The sequence below is a fragment of the Solibacillus sp. CAU 1738 genome (assembly GCF_039888725.1).
GTDB lineage: Bacteria > Bacillota > Bacilli > Bacillales_A > Planococcaceae > Metasolibacillus.
Genome location: NZ_JBDQQN010000003.1, coordinates 221,794 through 239,479, shown reverse-complemented (window position 1 = coordinate 239,479; position 17,686 = coordinate 221,794). Strand labels below are relative to the sequence as shown.

General features: G+C 36.3%; 20 protein-coding genes. 6 read left to right on the top strand and 14 right to left on the bottom strand.

Features of this window, described 5'->3' with window-relative positions; all coding sequences use genetic code 11:
- Positions 1-131 precede the first annotated feature (131 nt).
- The 4 genes from AAFN87_RS10655 to AAFN87_RS10640 all read left to right on the top strand — a co-directional run bounded on the left by AAFN87_RS10655 (position 132) and on the right by AAFN87_RS10640 (position 3,786).
- A complete protein-coding gene (locus AAFN87_RS10655) occupies positions 132-1,004 on the top strand; it encodes a MerR family transcriptional regulator (RefSeq protein ID WP_347791045.1) in 873 nt (290 codons plus the stop codon).
- 224 nt (positions 1,005-1,228) lie between these two features.
- Entirely contained in the window at positions 1,229-2,578 is a 1,350-nt protein-coding gene (locus tag AAFN87_RS10650; RefSeq protein WP_347791044.1) for a TraB/GumN family protein, read from the top strand.
- 169 nt (positions 2,579-2,747) lie between these two features.
- Positions 2,748-3,095 carry a hypothetical protein gene (locus tag AAFN87_RS10645; protein WP_347791043.1) on the top strand — a complete coding sequence of 116 codons (348 nt, stop codon included), beginning with the start codon at positions 2,748-2,750 and terminating at the stop codon, positions 3,093-3,095.
- Positions 3,096-3,168: 73 nt separating this feature from the next.
- The gene (locus AAFN87_RS10640; protein WP_347791042.1) at positions 3,169-3,786 is read left to right on the top strand and encodes a LysE family translocator; all 618 of its coding nucleotides are present in this window, start codon (positions 3,169-3,171) and stop codon (positions 3,784-3,786) included.
- Between the two features lie 145 nt (positions 3,787-3,931).
- Here AAFN87_RS10640 and AAFN87_RS10635 read toward each other — a convergent pair whose 3' ends face one another.
- Together AAFN87_RS10635 and AAFN87_RS10630 are read right to left on the bottom strand one after the other, a co-directional pair.
- Complete coding sequence (locus AAFN87_RS10635) at positions 3,932-4,504, bottom strand: nitroreductase family protein (RefSeq protein WP_347791041.1); 573 nt, start codon at positions 4,502-4,504, stop codon at positions 3,932-3,934.
- A gap of 113 nt (positions 4,505-4,617) precedes the next feature.
- On the bottom strand, positions 4,618-5,118 hold the full coding sequence (locus tag AAFN87_RS10630; protein WP_347791040.1) for an amidase domain-containing protein: 501 nt from the start codon (positions 5,116-5,118) through the stop codon (positions 4,618-4,620).
- Positions 5,119-5,277: 159 nt separating this feature from the next.
- On the opposite strand from AAFN87_RS10630, the gene AAFN87_RS10625 reads away from it, so the two are divergent.
- The gene (locus tag AAFN87_RS10625) at positions 5,278-6,300 is read left to right on the top strand and encodes a DUF2804 domain-containing protein (RefSeq protein WP_347791039.1); all 1,023 of its coding nucleotides are present in this window, start codon (positions 5,278-5,280) and stop codon (positions 6,298-6,300) included.
- Between the two features lie 345 nt (positions 6,301-6,645).
- On the opposite strand, the gene AAFN87_RS10620 is transcribed toward AAFN87_RS10625, so the two are convergent.
- Positions 6,646-7,446 (bottom strand): VanW family protein, encoded by an 801-nt coding sequence (locus tag AAFN87_RS10620; RefSeq protein ID WP_347791038.1) that lies wholly within the window; start codon positions 7,444-7,446, stop codon positions 6,646-6,648.
- Between the two features lie 629 nt (positions 7,447-8,075).
- Between AAFN87_RS10620 and AAFN87_RS10615 the strand changes: the two genes are divergently transcribed.
- On the top strand, positions 8,076-8,489 hold the full coding sequence (locus tag AAFN87_RS10615; RefSeq protein WP_347791037.1) for a hypothetical protein: 414 nt from the start codon (positions 8,076-8,078) through the stop codon (positions 8,487-8,489).
- 327 nt (positions 8,490-8,816) lie between these two features.
- On the opposite strand, the gene AAFN87_RS10610 is transcribed toward AAFN87_RS10615, so the two are convergent.
- The 11 genes from AAFN87_RS10610 to AAFN87_RS10560 all read right to left on the bottom strand — a co-directional run bounded on the left by AAFN87_RS10610 (position 8,817) and on the right by AAFN87_RS10560 (position 17,673).
- Positions 8,817-9,134 (bottom strand): thioredoxin family protein, encoded by a 318-nt coding sequence (locus tag AAFN87_RS10610; protein ID WP_347791036.1) that lies wholly within the window; start codon positions 9,132-9,134, stop codon positions 8,817-8,819.
- A gap of 124 nt (positions 9,135-9,258) precedes the next feature.
- Complete coding sequence (locus tag AAFN87_RS10605) at positions 9,259-10,008, bottom strand: hypothetical protein (protein WP_347791035.1); 750 nt, start codon at positions 10,006-10,008, stop codon at positions 9,259-9,261.
- A 22-nt stretch (positions 10,009-10,030) separates the two neighbouring features.
- Positions 10,031-10,591 (bottom strand): histidine phosphatase family protein, encoded by a 561-nt coding sequence (locus AAFN87_RS10600; RefSeq protein ID WP_347791034.1) that lies wholly within the window; start codon positions 10,589-10,591, stop codon positions 10,031-10,033.
- 65 nt (positions 10,592-10,656) lie between these two features.
- Positions 10,657-11,241, bottom strand: coding sequence for an O-methyltransferase (locus AAFN87_RS10595; protein ID WP_347791033.1), 585 nt, complete (start codon positions 11,239-11,241; stop codon positions 10,657-10,659).
- 303 nt (positions 11,242-11,544) lie between these two features.
- The gene (locus AAFN87_RS10590) at positions 11,545-12,807 is read right to left on the bottom strand and encodes a DUF4179 domain-containing protein (protein WP_347791032.1); all 1,263 of its coding nucleotides are present in this window, start codon (positions 12,805-12,807) and stop codon (positions 11,545-11,547) included.
- Positions 12,791-13,312, bottom strand: a complete 522-nt coding sequence (locus tag AAFN87_RS10585; protein ID WP_347791453.1) for a sigma-70 family RNA polymerase sigma factor — start codon at positions 13,310-13,312, stop codon at positions 12,791-12,793. Before AAFN87_RS10585 ends, AAFN87_RS10590 begins: the two co-directional genes overlap by 17 nt.
- A 179-nt stretch (positions 13,313-13,491) precedes the next feature.
- Positions 13,492-13,929 carry an SMI1/KNR4 family protein gene (locus AAFN87_RS10580; protein ID WP_347791031.1) on the bottom strand — a complete coding sequence of 146 codons (438 nt, stop codon included), beginning with the start codon at positions 13,927-13,929 and terminating at the stop codon, positions 13,492-13,494.
- 37 nt (positions 13,930-13,966) lie between these two features.
- Entirely contained in the window at positions 13,967-14,479 is a 513-nt protein-coding gene (locus AAFN87_RS10575) for a GNAT family N-acetyltransferase (RefSeq protein ID WP_347791030.1), read from the bottom strand.
- 118 nt (positions 14,480-14,597) lie between these two features.
- The gene (locus AAFN87_RS10570; protein ID WP_347791029.1) at positions 14,598-15,056 is read right to left on the bottom strand and encodes an HAD-IIIA family hydrolase; all 459 of its coding nucleotides are present in this window, start codon (positions 15,054-15,056) and stop codon (positions 14,598-14,600) included.
- A 187-nt stretch (positions 15,057-15,243) separates the two neighbouring features.
- Positions 15,244-15,789: a hypothetical protein gene (locus AAFN87_RS10565; protein ID WP_347791028.1), complete on the bottom strand. Its 546-nt coding sequence runs from the start codon at positions 15,787-15,789 to the stop codon at positions 15,244-15,246.
- 60 nt (positions 15,790-15,849) lie between these two features.
- Positions 15,850-17,673 carry a M3 family oligoendopeptidase gene (locus AAFN87_RS10560; RefSeq protein ID WP_347791027.1) on the bottom strand — a complete coding sequence of 608 codons (1,824 nt, stop codon included), beginning with the start codon at positions 17,671-17,673 and terminating at the stop codon, positions 15,850-15,852.
- Positions 17,674-17,686 lie beyond the last annotated feature (13 nt).

Below are 17,686 nucleotides of genomic sequence, written 5' to 3'. Positions count from 1 at the left end.
ATTAACAGTTAAACATTGTACAAACATTATACAACTATCTTACAATGTATTACAATTATAATTATTGCACGTTTGTAAAATAGCGTTTACTGTATAGGCAAGGTTTATTTTAACAGCAACGAGGTTGATACATGATGAACGAAAATATTTATTACACTATCCAACAAGTGGCAGAACATACTGGCTTGTCGAAGCAAGTAATTCGTAAATGGGAGGATCGGTATGCACTTATTACGCCGGTACGTCTTGAAAACGGCTACCGCGCTTATTCACCTGCGGAAGTGCAGACAATTACAGCGGTCAATAACCTTGTACAAAGCGGTCATACCGTGAAGCAAGCCATTGCAATTTGGCGTAATCAATTAGGGGCAGTAGCACAGAAGCCTGCCGATATACTTACCGCATTGATTGACGCAGGTTACAACGGAGATGATGTGACCATTACAAAGTTGCTCCAACAAGCGCAGCAGTCAATCGGTATAGAGAGGTTATTAAATGCTGTCATTGTTCCGTTTTTAGAGGAGGTTGGACAATTATGGTGTTCTCGTCAATGGGGGGAATATCAGGAGGCTGTTTCAAGTATTGCTGTGCGTGACTTTTTGGCGAATATTCGCCGCACTATTCATGTACCGACTGAAGCCCCACTTGTGCTGGGTAGCTGTTTACCGGGGGAGCGCCATGAAATCCCCGTTCATATTTTACTCGTACAATGTATGCTGAAAGGCTATCGTACATTAATGCTCGGTCAATCCCCTGCCCCAACTGCCATTCAGGAAATGGTAGCTCTGACAAAGCCGTCTATTGTTTTACTTTCTGCAACGACTGATATTCCGTTTGCAAAGAACACCGATTTATTACGCAGTTTTGACGAATTCGCAAGCCAACACCCACACATCAAATTTTGTATCGGGGGGGCCGGGGCTGCACATGCAATCACGATTTCTCCTGTGCACCATTTGATTTTCACACAAACGATTGATGATATTTTTAACGCGGCACATTAAAACAAATTTGTTTTAATGTGTTTTTTTATTGCTATTACGTTTATTATCTATGCAATATGCGATTGGGTATTGGGCGCTATCCAGTTGAGACAATGAGCAATAATATCGCGGAAAAGAACATAATAAAAATATATATGTTAAAATTATTTTAGGCATAATTTTACTTTTCAGTAAAATTATACAGACGAAATATTCATCTTAACAAATTACCGAAAGGGGAATGGATGATGAAAAAAATATGTAAGCATTTGATTGCTGCAATGCTCGGAATGGCGCTCATGTTGTCAACGATTGTTCCAGCAATTCAAGCCGAACAAAGCATACCCGATATTAGCAGTTGGGCAATTGAGACGCTAAACGAAGGTGAAAAGTACGGTATCTTCCCAACAGAATGGTATTATGATGGATTTAGAAGTGAAGTGTCGATTGAAAGATTAAATGAACTATTAGCCTTAACAGAGCAGAAAATTGCGGCATTACAGCTCCCTGAAAACAAACAATACAGCCCTATTAGCTATAAAGAAGACACAACTAGGGGGGATATCGTCAATCGACTATACAATATTGTTGCACGCTATGATTTACCTGTAGGCAACGATGCAGTAACATATATGGCAGAAAGAAACATTTTAAGAGGCTCTAGCAGTGGCTTCGAATTAGATAAGAAGGCAACGACACAACATGCAGTCGTCTTAGCCGTTCGTTTAATTCAAGACACTTATCACCTCGCTCAACAAGGTTCTAAAGGTGTGGCTTGGGTAGTAAAAGATGAAGATACTCTTGTGTACTTACTAGGTTCAATCCACTTAGGAACACCTGACCTTTATCCGTTTAATAAAAAATTATTAACTGCTTTTGAAGAATCAGATGCGTTATTAGTAGAGGCGAATCTCCTTGATATGGAAAGTCTTGAATATTATATGGAAAGAGCAATGTACGCAGAGGGAACAACGCTTCAAGACACAGTAAGTGCAGAGACTTTTGCAAAACTTGAAAAGGTTGCAGCACTATACAAACTGCCAATGGATCTGTTAGTGACGCAAAAGCCGTGGATGTTATCAAACAGTTTATCTTTGTTAGCTACGGACGATTTTTTTGGCATGTCTGGAGAAGAAATGACGATGCATGGCATTGATATGTACTTTTTATTAAATGCTCTGCTTCAAGGAAAGCCGGTTATTGAATTAGAAGGAATTAAAGCACAAGCGGATAAGATTGAAGCTTTATCTCCCGAAGCACAAGAACAGTCTTTAGTAGACGTATTAAACAGCATTTTAGAGCCCTCTGCAGACAATGAATATAATGTGATGAACGATTGGTTTAACAATTGGAAGAGCGGCGACATTTTAGCATTCGCTAATAGTTTCCAAGAAATGCAAGGGGAAGCTTCTGAACTTAATGAAATGCTATTTGGCTTGCGAGATGAACAAATGGCAAAGAAGATTATTTCATTATTAGAAAATGAAGAAGGCACGTACTTTGTTGTCGTAGGAGCAGGTCACTTCTTAATCGAAAAAAGTATCCGTTATCATTTAGAACAGAGTGGCTACAAGGTCGAGCCGCTTTATCAATAAAACCTTCTTTTTATTACTGTGCGAATCCTAAAGCAGCACAATTTTAAAAATAGTAGAAACAGCTAGAACACGCGTATGTTGAATACATTTCATTCAACATACGCATTTTTTTACAGATTGACCGATAATAATGGTAGAGACGGGACGTATAGTAAATTGGAGGTGCATAATGGGATCAAATAAAATTCAACTCACTCTCATCATCTGCTACCCAATTTGGTTTTTTGTGATGTTTGCAATAAGCAAGCAATATAATATTATATATTTTTTCTTCATTAGCTTATTTATTGTGCTATTCTTCAAAAATATTCGTAATCTTCTAATCTCTACTACTCTTTTATGGAGCATTGCCGCACCACTTTATTATCATATTATTTTAAAATCATATGATGATTGGGGTGCCGATATGTTTAGAGCCTATTTCCTTATTTATTTGATAGCTTTTATTGTATTTGTCCTCTTCCCACAAATTATTCTAGTTAGACTCGTAATGGACTGGCGGGAATTAAAAAAATAAATGTCTGATTATGACTAATCCAAGCCTTAATAAAATGATATGCTTTTTTATACTGAAATAAGGAAGTGTTAGTATGGATCTCGTAATGTTACTCTATTTTCTAGGGACGGCAATTTTATTAACAATTATGCCTGGACCCGATATTTTATTTGTGACCGCGCAAAGCATTTCTCAAAATGCGAAGGCCGGTATCTCAACAGCGCTCGGTCTTTGTACGGGGTTACTTGTACACATTACAGCAGCGGTTGTAGGGATTTCTGCGATTATTTATAGTTCAGCAACCATTTTTACGATTGTGAAGTTCGCCGGTGCAGGCTATTTATTATACTTAGCATTTTCTGCATTTCTCTCTCACTCAAACAGCATCCAACTAGGTTACAAGCCTGTTCGCGCTTATAAAAAGCTATATCAAAAAGGGATTGTCATGAATATTTTAAATCCAAAAGTATCGCTATTCTTTTTGGCATTGCTACCACAATTCGTCCAAGGAACAGAAAATGTTCCGATGCAAATGCTCGTACTTGGACTACTCTTTCTTGTGCAGGCATTTATTATTTTTTCATGTGTCAGTCTACTAGCCGGCTCAATTGGACGAGTACTAACGAAAAATAAATATATAGCGAAGCATCTAAATAAAATCGAAGGAACTATTTATGCTGTAATCGGTGTTAGTATTGCGTTTTCAGAATGATAATTGGTTTTCGCTACGCCTTTTATACATTTAGAAATCCCTCCGCCATCAACATATAAAAGGGCATGTGATCATTATTACGATTTCACATGCCCTTTCTATTTGTATCCCCTATGTTGTACTCGAGTGTAAATCCATTTACACTTTATTCACCAAAAAATGTAACGATATCTGCCGAAGTTTTACGTGCTTTCGCTTTTGGTAGCTCATCGAAATAGCCGACCTGTAGCATTGAAATGACACGCTCTCCTTGTTTAACGCCAAGTGCTTCGCGGAATTTCGGGTTATCTAAAAAGCCTGGTGTTTTCCAGCAAGAACCAATCCCTTTATCCCATGCAAGTAGCTGCATGTTTTGCAAGAAGCTTGAAGCTGCTGCATAATCTTCTAAGCGCTCTTTTTGACGAGCATCTTCTGGTACGATCATGAACGCGTAGCCACCAGGTAATGTGAATTTTTGCATTTGTGTAGCTAGCGCCTCTTCAGATAATTCCTGCCATTTCGGGATGGCTAAATCACGCAATAATTCATGCAGCGCAAATAATTCCTTGCCACATGCTACGACTAAACGCCAAGGTTCACGCGTTCCATGGTTTGGTGCCCATACTGCATCATCGATAATTTTTAATAAATCCTCACGATCAACAGGTTGACCGTTGAATTTTTTGATCGAGCGTCTGCTAGTAATGGCTTCTTTTACAGATAACGTTTGTTCACTCATTATTGTATCTCTCCTTAACAGTAAAAATTGTTGCGTCTACCACTTACGCTAACCTACCTTTCACCATATCACACTTATTGTTGATTTGAAATATGAGAGACTTTTTAAAGAAATTACAAATAAAATGTATCCGATATACGGAAATAATAATAGCGCATCATTGGTGTAGCCGCGGTTGAATCACGATAATGATAAATCCGATTAGCACTATTTGATGTATGGGCATGAACATACGGTATGCCACCTTGAATGCTCGTCACAATCGTCGTATGATCAATGCGGTCATCTCCTGAAAAATCGTACGCAATGACATCGCCAATTTCCAAGTCTGTTGGCGAATACACTCGCGTTGCTGTCAAGCCTCGTTTGGAAGTTTCCAAATACCACCGAAGCGAGTGTGCCACTGACCAACTAAAACTCCAAATGCCTTGCTCTGGCTTCATCCACCAACCCGTAGATTTATCCGGAGCCCCGCGCATTGGAGCGCCCCCAGCATATAAACATTGCGAAATAAAATTAGTACAATCAACCCGAAACGCTGGAAACTCTGGGTTACGCCCATTCCACCACTGCATCGCATAGGCCACCGCTCGCTCACGGTCATATTGCATCATGCTCCTCCTTTTTATTGTTCGCTATTACAATCTTAATAATTGACATACGCAATTATGCACTGGAAAAACATTCAATTACCTTTCGTATGCTAAAAGCCCAATATTGAGCCATTTTTTGTTACACTTATAATTAATAGCTCATGACAGGGAGGAATTAAAGTGAAGCAGCATGCAGAAAGAGAAATTACAGTGCCCACCGTGCTTTGCGATAAAAAGGGAAATTTAAATCCTGCCGCAATCGGTTTTGCCCGCAAGCCAATAATTGATTGCAATATAACAGGACATTATATGCGTAAGAAAAAGTGGAATTATTGGTGTGTTTTCGGGGAAGATATTTTATTTTCTGCAACCATTAGCCATCTCGATTACGCAGCTGTTTGCTTCGTTTATTTCCTTGAATACGAAACACAGCGTTATTTCGAGCATACGATTACAGTTCCTCTTGGCACAAAGGTGAAGATGCCAACACAGGTGCTTGAAACTGTACGCTTTGCGAATAAAGAAATGACGATTAACTTAACACATTCACAAGGGGATACCCACATTTCAGTCATTATCCCTCATTTTGACAGCGAGCCTTTGCACGCAGAGCTCACAATTGAGCACCCTAAAGATGATGACTCATTAAATGTTGTCATTCCGTGGAATCGCCAAACATTCCAATTCACAGCAAAGCATCACTCGTTACCAACAAGCGGTTTTGTTAAAATTGGCAATCGCCGTTTTACGTTTAATCCAGATGAAAGCTTTGCCGTGCTAGATTACGGGCGTGGTGTATGGCCACGAGAAGCGACATGGAATTGGGGGATGGCGTCACAGCGCGTTAGAGGTCGCCGTATTGGGTTGAATTTCGGTGGCAAATGGACGGACGGTACTGGCATGACAGAAAACGCATTTTTTATTGATGGTGTCATGACGAAAATTCATGAAGACATGTTAATAGAATATGACCGTACTAATTTTATGAAGCCTTGGACTGTCCAATCAAAATTTAGTAACCAAGTCCAGCTTACATTTACCCCGTTTTTTGAGCGCATCGCCAAAACGGACGCAAAAGTAGTTAAATCGGAAGTCCATCAAATGATTGGTTATTATGATGGCTGCATTTTATTAGAAAACGGCGATACATTACAAATCCAGCAAATGCTCGGCTGTATAGAAGAACATATCGCGAAGTGGTGATGTGGAAGAGGTGCCTGCAAATATGTTAAGACACCTCTTTTGCTATTTGTATGCTTGTATGGACGGCTAAACACGGGGTGGACGAACCATAGCCTCTCGGAAAGCGCACGCACACTCGGGCTATACGAACACAATCTCAGTGTAAACGCACGCAAACTTACCTATCCGCACTCAACAACGGAAAATCCGCACAGTCTAACAGAAAGCGCACGCAAACTCGGGCTATACGCAATTAAACTCAGTGTAAACGCACGCAGACATACCCTATCTGCACTCAACAACGGAAAATCCGCACAGTTTCACAGAAAACTGCACAGCTGAACTTTTACATATCGCCAAAATCTATCACTCTATCTCTTCGGGGATTTCATATTTTACTTCTGAAAAGTTTTTAATAAGAAGTGATTCTCCTATACAATCGCCTGTTCTTTTATCAATTACTTTTCTCCAAATCTCGTTTTGACGGAAATTTTTCTCTCCCCCACGGATAAATGCGTGATTTCTCTCCTCAATATGATATGAAAACGGCCAATCTTCATTCGTATAAACCGCTCCTTTTAAATGCTTATCTGTCACCCAAACACGGATTTGGAATGGCTGGTTAGTAGGGTTCCTAAATCTTAAATCAACATAATTGTAAAAAACACTGGCCCCACTTCCAAAAGGGAGAACCCTTCCTTCATCTGGAAAGGGATCGAAGCTGTGATGATGTCTTTCAATTACTTCTAAAGGAGTATGCAGTATTAGCCAATAAAGTAGATTCGCTAATTGACAAATCCCGCCGCCAACACCGGTTTTCACCTCTCCCATCGACAGTTGCATCCCCTCGATGTAGCCCTTCGACTTAGTTGTTTTTCCGACCAAACACCAAAATGAAAAAATCTCACCAGGCTGAATAATAATTCCGTCAATTTTTCGAGAGGCAATTTTTAAATTCGTAATTTTATTTTCTTGTAATTTCGGATCACTATCGCCTAATTTTCTTCTTAAAAGTGACTGATGTTTTTTACAAATATACGAATATGAATTGTTGTTAAAAGTTCGCGCTATTTTTTTTCGATATTTTAAATTGTATAAAAACCGAAAAAAACGTTTTTGATTAATTCGCATGCGGTAAAATATCGGATGAATTTCGGATATCCTCAAAATTCCTGTTCCCCCTTCTTGATATGACTTTCACCGTTGTCATGTTCTTATATAAATGGTCGAACTTTATTACTTAAATAACTCTCCCTATGTTAAGTTGACATATTTCCCGCCATAACCAGTGTATTGCCAAAGCCGTTGTAAAATGCAAATTATTAATGTTTGCACATAAGCAAACCTGATTATTCAACAACTATCAAAAAATTCCACCGAAAACACGAAAAAGAATCCATTTCTATTATGCTTATTGCAAGTAAACAAACACTAAGTAAAGGACAATCATAACAGTAGACGACAATATAAAGGTTCATTATATGATTTTCAATTCATGGGCTATTAAGTTTCTAACAATATCCAATTTAAGTTTGCAATTTCAACTACAGCACTGTTTACATTGTCGAAACTGATATGGCATCATAAGGTGAATTGTAAGGGCTATGTAAATAGAATTGCTTCTAATTAAACTGTAAGCTATACATTCTTTCTTCTTTAAATCTATAACTCCTCCCCCTCTTTAGAAAAAAAATATTCTCTTCATAAATAACTATTCTATTGTGTCATATATCTATTTCATTATTAAAAATTAGCATAAGATATATTATCAAATTGAAGGGAGGGAAAATAAAACAATGGCAAAAATAACATCTGGCCCTTTCTTTGTGCCTTTAACAGTTGACGGTACTATTAATGGTGAAGTAGAGTTTCTATTAATTGGCATGAAAAACCTTGCAAATCGAAGAGCAGCTGTAATAGTAACAGTATTTGTTTGTAGTGATATAGCTTTATATCCTGTTACTCCACCAGAGATTGAGATTTTTCGCCAAAGAGTAATCATTCCAGCCGGAGACTGTGCTGTTATAAGATTAGACGCTGGTCAAGGTACTTTCACTGGTAACAATATGCTTCGTGTTGCTTTTGAAGGAGATACAGCTGCGGATGAGGCTGATGGAATTGTTGTAGCTTTATCAGGGGGTAAAGCTGATGGACGTACTGCAACGTCAATGATATTCAAGCACGAAGAATTTATTGACCTTGGCTGTTAACTTAAGTTATTTAAAATAAGAGACAATAAAGCTGTCAAAAAGCTAATAAATAACTTATGCTTTTTGACAGCTTTTTCAATGAGGTTAAAGAAGCACACCCCAGCTAATGAGACAATACTTCATCAAATAAAAAATCACTTTCCCTTAGCTATTTCGGTCCTTTTAACTAAATTAATTATCAATCTTGGAACATTTCTTTAGAGGGATAACCTAACATAACCAAAATTCAAAAAAGACAACCACCTAACATTTGAGATTGCCTTTTTAGGAATTTATTAATTTTTTGTGCTCTCTATTATATCCGAAGAGATTAGAATTCTCTGTAAATTATGCTTTTAAGCTATCAATAAAAGCTTCGATTTCTTGCTGTGTTTTGCGATCCTTACTAACAAATCGGCCCACTTCATTGCCTTTAGCGTATGCAAGGAAACTTGGAATCCCATATATATCTAACTCAACACATAAATCAATGAATTTGTCGCGATCAATCTTAACAAAATGATAGTCTGCATAATTCTCTTCTATCGTAGGTAATATCGGGTCAATCACACGACAATCTACACACCAATCTGCTGAAAAAACAAATATCGTATGCTCACCATTTTTTAGCTCTTCAAATTGTTCAATTGATTGTAAATTTTCCATTTAAAAACCTCCTATGTAACTGTATTTTTCTAATAATACCATATTACAAAGCACACAAATACAAACTGTATAGATTCGATTTTTTAAGCAAATCATCAATAAACGTATTGTTTAATTTCTTACTTCATTTAAACAAATCGCCAACCCCGAAATATTTCGTTAATGGAATTTTCCTACCGTCATTATGCCACTGATGATATTGTTGAAAAACTTCTGCGATGTTGTTTTTCGCCTGCTCTTCTACTAAATACTTCACCGACAAAAAGCTTCTCCAATAATCAAACATAATACTCGTCAAATTGTTTTCGTAAGAACCACTGCCGAAATCATCCAAACTATGATGCCCATACTTATCTTTAAAACCTTCTACTAAAATCGATTCAACATTTACTATTTTTTCAAATTCTTTTTCGCTTAAAATATGTTTTCTTGCGATGTAATCACACATGCCTTCCTCAAACCAAATACTATCCGTTTGCTCATCATCAAATTCATCTGGAAATAAATCTGAGTGATGCGTTAACTCGTGCCCAACAATGGTCATCACATGCTCTGCACACATATTCTCATAAAACTCTTTCACTGCATCGTTATGAAAACCTTCTAAAAGCTGCAAGAAAAAGTCTCTCCACTCTTTCACATCCGGTGACATATATATTAAATCTCTATTTGTAAAGGCAGGAATCGGCACATTAGAAAAAAACGTAGTTGCCAGCTCTGCTGAAGTCCAAACAATGCCTTTCGGTAAATCATTTAAAGCATAGTTATCTTGTAAAACATGTTTGTACTGCTCTATACTCTCGTTATATTTTTCGATAATTTCTTTATGTTTTTCATATTCTGCGTTCGTTTCAAATGCAAAAATTTGTCTCATTATAAACTCCTAAATATTATTTTTAAAAAGTTATTTTTTTAATAGAAATCAAATGAAAACTATTAAATACGAGTTTATGAATATCTGGTTTTTTTGTTGATTTCCAAAATGAGTATCCAATTGTATCGTCAAAATAGTTGATAATACTCGTCATAATATTCCCGTGTGTTCCTATAGCAACTGTATTATAATTTTGATTTTCTAATATTCCGAAAATTACAGGCAATGCTCTGTATTGAACTTGCCGAACGGATTCCCCACCATCTAAACAATAATCTACATTTTCAAAAGATTGTTTTATCGCTAAGTCAATTTCTTCTGCAGTTAGTTTATATGGCCCTTTTAAAGTTCGTTCTCTTAAATCCTCTTCTAAGATGATATCAACTGGGTCAACTAATCCATCTAATGTTTGGATAGCTCTTTTATACGGACTCGAAAAAACTGCATCAAAATGGACGTTTTGTAAAGAACTCACTAACTTTCCCGCTGCAAGAACCCCCTCTTCAGACAATGGTCTCTCACGCTCTTTCCCTAAAACAAAATGCGAATCAGCATGCCGAATGAAATAAATAGTTGTGTGCATTAATTGATCTCCTTTTATACAAATTTATAGTTGTTTTCATATTCAATGCCCCTAGAATTCAACTATTATATATTTATTTTAGTTGCCAGTATCGCTGATGTTTTAGGTGTCAAATAGATTTCAGTCGATATTAATCCAGGGTGATTTAGCCAAAATTCTCTAGTTAAATCTGGTTTCCCCTTCCACTCCTCGGGCCAATGTTCTTCTGGCGTAAAATCATCTAATAAAACCATTCCGCCATTACCTAACGTACTAACTAGCATTTCTGCTTCCTTATTTTTCACAACTGCTGCATCTGCAAAAATAAATTGAAAAGGTCCTTTATTAATAATCTCTTGCCAATCCCCACAAACAAATTCAACTTGAGGCCCTTTAATCACATCGCTCACTAAAGCTATTTTTTCTTCTGAGTTATCAATCGAAATAAACTCCACTGATGGGGCAATGGTTGAAATTATCCAAGAGCTTCCAACCCCATATCCTGTTCCTACTTCAAGTATCTTTCCTTGTTTCACTTGCCCCACAAGAACGGATAGCAATCTACCAACTTCATCAGAACATGAGTCTTTGAAATCATAATCCTCCGCTAATTTTTTACACTCGAAAACTATATTAGGAACAAAAGTATTCGAACGATAAGTAGTATTCAACAATAATGCCCCCTTAGCGTAATGATATATACAAGTATGACCCTTTACTTGAATATATTGTAAACTATAACTCGCGAGTTAAGCTACACTAACCAATAAACAATGTTTGATTTGCCTCTTTATTTATAATAAGAAACTTGGATCGTATATGTTATTTTCGTTTACATATATGCCAACTCTTCTTTATAGAGATTCTTCGCCTTTTTAGCTGTTGAACAATTGTCCATAACTTCATAAAAAAACTTGCTCCCCATTGTAAAGGAACAAGTAATTTATACAAGTGTTATCGCCTTATTATGCAAACTATTTCACCGGAATCGTTACAGTTGCTGATGGTTCAACTTTCATAAACGGTGCTATTACTGTATGAACATATGGTTTTCCTGCATTCGTTTGGAACGTTAATTGGTATTCATTTGGCCCAATTGATTTAATAAAATCTGTCTCTAAATTTTCACCTGATGCATCCTCAATAGCTATAAAATTCGGAGTAAAGTATTCATCATAAGGGAAATCGCTATCTACATTGAAAGTCAAAGTGGCTTCAGGTCCACTTTTTTCTACACCTGTAATAACGATATCGCCCATCTTGCCTTGTGAAATTCTTTGCGGGAATGTCTCAGCAAGCGGCTCAATAATATCGTCACGTTCATGATAAAAAGGGAAGAAATAATAAATAATGTTTAATTCTGTGATGCCTTCACTTAATGGCTCAATTAAATACGTGTAGATCGTCCCTTTTTCATCGCCACTTCCTGATCTGTCTAATACGTTCATCGGTGTGCCGTGTTGATCCGTTATTGTGGTGTGCAAAACACCTTTTTCTGAGAACAGCTCTTGCATTGTTGTATCGAATTTCACTTTTACCTTGGTCGTTGTTGTAGATGATTCTACACTTTCTACGGTGAAGGAGATATCCCCAATTTCGCCCGATTGCCCCGCTACTAAAGAATGACTGTTATTGTTTACTTTTTTAATCGGCGTGTTGAATACCCATTCACCTTTAGTTCCGTTAATTTCATGCATTTTTATTGTTAAATCAAATGCATCTGGCAAGTTATCCGGTATTTTAATTTCCCACAACCCACGATATACATCATTATCTTCTAAAGTACGCAAACTTTCTCCCGTATTAATTACTTCTCCATTGACTAATATCGTTAATGGATAGACATCTCTATACGATGGCATAGAAAATATGATATTCAACCGCGCCCCGTCATACACAATTTCTTCTACCGTAATAGCTATTCCATTACTTGTCACTGTTTCATTCAACGTCACTTTATTCTCATCTGAAAGCGCAGTATATAGCCCTTTATCATGCTCCTCTATTTTATACATAAAGCCGATCAGCGGCACATCCGCTAACACCTTTGCCATTTGCGGTGAAATAAAACCAGAGCCTAAAATAAGTGCCACTGTAGCGACAACTGAAATCGCAGCTACAACAAACGGATTTTTACGCTTTTTCGTTTTACATTGCAGCCCGTTTTGTATCGCTTGGTCGAGCTTGTCTAACGGTACTTCAATATCATCAATTGTTTTTTTAATATTGTTCTCCATAAAGCTCCCCACCTTTGTTCAAGTATTTTTTCAGCTGCCCAATCCCCCGATGCACATTCGTTTTTACAGTTCCTTCAGGGCAATCCAGTAAGTCTGCTATCTCCTTTGTTTGGAGGTCACGATAATATTTCAATAAAATAACGGTCTTATATTTCTCATCTAGCTGTTCAATGGCATGTAGTAAATCAAGCTTTTCATCGTAACTATATATTTGGCCCTGTTCTGGTAGACGCTCCTGCATCGGTAATACTTTTTGATTTTTGCGTAGTATTTCTAGCGCCGTATTAATTAATATTTTCATCAACCATGTTGCAAAATACTGCTCTTCTTTTATGCTTTGAATGTTGGCATACGCTCTTGCTACGGTTTCTTGTACGACATCTAACGCATCATTTTCATTTTTCATGTAAATGTACGCCATTTTATATAGCTTCACTTTCTCGTCCTGTAGTAGCTTTACGAAGGCTTGGTTATTGCCCTTCTTTGCTTTTGCTAATAATGACATGGCTAGCAATTATGTCACCGTCCTTTCTTTTTATCTATAGGTTAGATGAACAATCTATGTAAAACGTTTCAATTAATTACAAAAAAACGCCGAACTTATAGTTGTTCGACGTTTTTGTTGCGGTACAAACTAATTCTCTATTGTATTTCATGACATGACCAAATCTTATCGAAAAACCCTTAAGTCGATATATCTCCTGTAATCCAACCTTTCAGAAATGCCTCGAGCGATGGTGCAATCCACTTCCGGCTAACTGTTTCGTGATCCCAAACAAAAATGTCATCCGTTTGTATTTGCCCATTTAAAATAGCATAACCAAATAAATCGCCAGTTCCCGAATCCGAGAAAAATAGTAATTGATCGAAAGGCATATAAATATCTTTAAAACCTTCAAAATTTCTAAAATACAAATTATCTTCAATAATGCGACTCGTTGGCCAAATAAATGGGCACTTGTAATTATCAAAAATACCGTTTGTCTGTTTTAACAAATCTAACAATTTTGAAGGTAATTCAATGTTTAAATGCTTCGTAATTCCATCTATATTTTCATTAGTCGCTGGCTCTGCAAAATGCACATCCTTGGCAAAAGATTCTATGTAGTTTTTCCAATCCATGTACTTCTCCTCCTATCGGTTCGCAACTGGATAGCACCTATAATGTCATCCTATACTGAATGAGCTGGCTTTCCTCTCCTAAATATTGCTCGCTACCTTCTCGACTAATTTCTTCAAATCCTATTTTCTCCAGCATTTTTCGTGAACGGTTATTCGTCTCATGTGTTTCCGCATGAAAAACGGTAATACCTAAATTCTCTAACGCATATGCCATCATACATTTAGTTGCTTGCGTCCCAATTCCTTTTCCCCATAGCTCACTCTCACCGATTGCAATACCTATTTCCGCGCTATTTCCTTTAATAAACGCTAAGTCTGCGTAGCCGATTAACTGCCCGTCCTGTTCAATACCCTTTCGAATAAAATCATCCGAGCTCTGATTTACACAGCGCATCCACCATTGATATACTTCTTCGTCACTTCTATTTTGTTCCCAACCATTTGCTAAACAAAAATAGTCATCCTTACTCCAATGTAAAACCGAATTAAAATCATCCATTGTTAAAGGTCTAATTTTTATAGCATGTAGCCTGATATTTTCTATTTTCATCCCATGTCACCTCATGCTTGATTTTCAACTAGGATTTTTTGGTTTTCTCGATAAATAAATGATTTTTGATCAAAACACAGAAAATAGAGTATATACCTGATTGAATAGTCTTAACTTATTAGTGATCCATACATAATAATTGGGAAAGTTCTTTTATAGAATTTATATAGGTTACAGTAGGAAATCTAGGTTTTTCATTAATATTTATCCCGTAGCCTCGCATATTTAATCGATGCGCCAATTCAATATCTACCTGTGAATCTCCAATAACAAATGATTTTTTCAAGTCTATTGCCGGATACTTCACCAACGCCTCTTTAATCATGCCCCCATTCGGTTTTATACACGCGCAATTTTCCCAACGAGCATGTCTACAATAAAAGATATCCAATACTTCAATACCTTCCATTGTAAGAAGATTCATTAAGCTATTTGTAAAGGAATGGTATTGTTCTAAAGTAATAAAATTTTCATTAATAATATATTGATTAGTAATAATAATAATTTCATAACCTAGTTCTCTAACTAGCTTCAATATTTCTACAGCACCATCTATTAATTCCGGTTCATTGACCATTGTTCATCAGGATAATCTAAATTAATGGTGCCATCACGATCAAAAAAAGCTATTTTCATTTTCCATCACAATTTCCTTTTTGTATTTTCACAAGAGTTCTATTAGCTTAGCGGTTTTTTCGAACTTCCTTTAATCAAAAAGAGTATCTTATCTTTTTTAAAAGGATTCCTTCCCAAAAGTGATTTTATTACCACTCAACTACTGAACGTTTGAACGTTATACCTGAATCTATTAAAGCTTTTCTTTCAAAAATCCCATCCACATAAGTGAATTCATAAACGACTAAATGAACCGCATCTTGTACTAACAAAAGTTGTTTTTCAGGTGTAACCCAAAAGCTTAATTTTCCACCAAGATCATAATTATAAAGAGGATAAGTTTTCTCACCATTCTTTACTATTACCTGCCATAAGTGTAGATCTTCCCAATAAATCGCTTCACCAGTTTCTTCATCAAATGGTGATGGAGATATATACAATAATATTTCTTCTTCAATATCATCTCCTGTAAGATCGGCCATGACAGAGTCTAATAAATACGCACTTTCATGTAACTCTATTTCATTCGCATCTATAACTTCGACGAGTGGATCTCTAGGCATAGCATTATTTTCTTGTGCCATTTTTGATAATTTTGCATTCTCATTAAAATTTATTTCTGAACTATTTTCCAAATTATTATTCGAACATCCTGCTAGAGAGATTAAAAGAAATATAGGAATTAATTTGTTCATTATATTTCTCCTTTTTCCATCAGTTTATTGAAAGTGAAATGATTTTTCGGCTGCAAGAAATTATAATGTACGCACGCGTGTATCTTCTTGAGCAGAAGTTAATTTAATAAATTCTTCAACATCTTTAACGCATAATTCCATTCCCTTTTCCCAAAAGGCTTCAGATGTAATATCTTCCCCTAAATGATTCATAACTAAATCTTCTGTGGACATACTTCCAGAATCACGGAGTAAATCCAAATAATCTTTTTCAAACGCTCTTCCCTTTTCTTTTGCTTTTGCATAAATACATAACGAAAATAAGTATCCGAAAGTATAGGGGAAATTGTAAAATGGAGATTTGGTTATATAATAATGAGGCGTCCAAATCCACGAATGAATTGAAGCATTGTCCATTGCACCGTCATACCCTGCATTTAGTGCTTCTTGCATCAGTTCATTTAAACGCGATGCTGAAACGACGCCTTCTTTACGTTCCTCATAAAATTTCAATTCAAACAAGAACCGAGAATGAATATTCATAAAATTCATCACACTACGTTTCAATTTTTCATCAAGTAAAAACAGTTTTTCAGTAGTAGATTCAGACTTTTCCATCGCTGCATCTAAAATAATCATTTCTGAAAACGTTGAAGCTGTTTCCGCAACACTAATTGGATATTGTTTATTCACGCCATTTACAGTTTTCATCGCATAATTATGAAACGCATGGCCTAATTCATGTACCAAAGTTAAAACATTAGTAATTCTATTACCATATGTCATAAAAACTCTTGATTCTCCAGTTAAGGGGAATCCTGCACAAAAAGCAACATTTGATTTATTCGAACGATTTTCAGCTTCTATCCATCCATTATCAAATGCCTGTCGAGCAAAGTTTTCTAATTCAGTCCCGAATTGACTAAAATGCTCCAAAATAAAATCAACAGCATCTTCATATGTTATTTTTTGATTACTTTTTGTTATTTGTGCCCAGAAATTATGCCATTGCATTTTTTCATCACCGCACATTTTCGCTTTTTGATTTAGGTAATTTACGAAAGGTAATTTATATTTACTGACTACTGTCCACATTGCATTTAGTGTGTCCTGTTTCATCCGATTTTCCATTAGAGGCTCTTCTAAAACACTGCTAATCTTTCGGTGTTTGTAAATTTGTAAACGAAACCCAGCAATATGGTTGAGTATTTTGGCAAATAGATCCTCTTTTTCTTTCCATACATTTTCTAGCGTAATATGTGAGGCTTTACGGACCTCTTCATCAGGATGTGAACGTAAATTTATTGCTTGTCCAAATGATAATGTTTCTGTTTTTCCTTCTATTTGAACATTTACTCTTATACTACTAATAAGAGAATTATACATTTGGCCCCAAGCATGATAACCATCAACCATCAAATTCGAAGCTAAATATTCTTCTTCGTCCGAAAGAAGCATCGTAGCTTTTTTACGCCACTCATTCAGTATAAATTGATATTGCTTTAAATCATTTGTTTCTACTAAATCTTCATACAAGCATGGTTTGGTGTGTGAAAGGATTTTTTGTAATCTTTTTATATCAAACTCAAAACGAGCATTTATGGAAGCAGCTATCCCTTGTAGTGTTACAGCTTTTTCCTCTCTTGGGTTTTCTGCGAGAAGACAGGTTATAAAGGAAGTGGCTTGAGTTAGGTTAATGCGTATATTAGCTATGTCTTCAATTAAATCTGCAATTATATATGATTCAGTTATTTCTTGAGGAGTCGTAAATGAAGTTATTTTCTCCCCTAATTCAGAAACTATCATTTCAAGTTGTTCTAGGTGTTCATGGAATTGAGTAGATTCACTATCGTCTGGGAACAAGCTATCTAAGTCCCATACTTGTCTATACATCGCTTCTTTCAATTAAATACCCCCT

What these genes read in the sequence shown, in the direction of transcription:
- AAFN87_RS10655 (WP_347791045.1), top strand. Translation starts at nt 132, where the DNA reads ATGATGAACGAAAATATTTATTACACTATCCAACAAGTGGCAGAACAT.
- AAFN87_RS10650 (WP_347791044.1), top strand. Translation starts at nt 1,229, where the DNA reads ATGATGAAAAAAATATGTAAGCATTTGATTGCTGCAATGCTCGGAATG.
- AAFN87_RS10645 (WP_347791043.1), top strand. Translation starts at nt 2,748, where the DNA reads ATGGGATCAAATAAAATTCAACTCACTCTCATCATCTGCTACCCAATT.
- AAFN87_RS10640 (WP_347791042.1), top strand. Translation starts at nt 3,169, where the DNA reads ATGGATCTCGTAATGTTACTCTATTTTCTAGGGACGGCAATTTTATTA.
- AAFN87_RS10635 (WP_347791041.1), bottom strand. Translation starts at nt 4,504, where the DNA reads ATGAGTGAACAAACGTTATCTGTAAAAGAAGCCATTACTAGCAGACGC.
- AAFN87_RS10630 (WP_347791040.1), bottom strand. Translation starts at nt 5,118, where the DNA reads ATGATGCAATATGACCGTGAGCGAGCGGTGGCCTATGCGATGCAGTGG.
- AAFN87_RS10615 (WP_347791037.1), top strand. Translation starts at nt 8,076, where the DNA reads ATGGCAAAAATAACATCTGGCCCTTTCTTTGTGCCTTTAACAGTTGAC.
- AAFN87_RS10610 (WP_347791036.1), bottom strand. Translation starts at nt 9,134, where the DNA reads ATGGAAAATTTACAATCAATTGAACAATTTGAAGAGCTAAAAAATGGT.
- AAFN87_RS10605 (WP_347791035.1), bottom strand. Translation starts at nt 10,008, where the DNA reads ATGAGACAAATTTTTGCATTTGAAACGAACGCAGAATATGAAAAACAT.
- AAFN87_RS10600 (WP_347791034.1), bottom strand. Translation starts at nt 10,591, where the DNA reads ATGCACACAACTATTTATTTCATTCGGCATGCTGATTCGCATTTTGTT.
- AAFN87_RS10590 (WP_347791032.1), bottom strand. Translation starts at nt 12,807, where the DNA reads ATGGAGAACAATATTAAAAAAACAATTGATGATATTGAAGTACCGTTA.
- AAFN87_RS10585 (WP_347791453.1), bottom strand. Translation starts at nt 13,312, where the DNA reads ATGTCATTATTAGCAAAAGCAAAGAAGGGCAATAACCAAGCCTTCGTA.
- AAFN87_RS10580 (WP_347791031.1), bottom strand. Translation starts at nt 13,929, where the DNA reads ATGGATTGGAAAAACTACATAGAATCTTTTGCCAAGGATGTGCATTTT.
- AAFN87_RS10575 (WP_347791030.1), bottom strand. Translation starts at nt 14,479, where the DNA reads ATGAAAATAGAAAATATCAGGCTACATGCTATAAAAATTAGACCTTTA.
- AAFN87_RS10570 (WP_347791029.1), bottom strand. Translation starts at nt 15,056, where the DNA reads ATGGTCAATGAACCGGAATTAATAGATGGTGCTGTAGAAATATTGAAG.
- AAFN87_RS10565 (WP_347791028.1), bottom strand. Translation starts at nt 15,789, where the DNA reads ATGAACAAATTAATTCCTATATTTCTTTTAATCTCTCTAGCAGGATGT.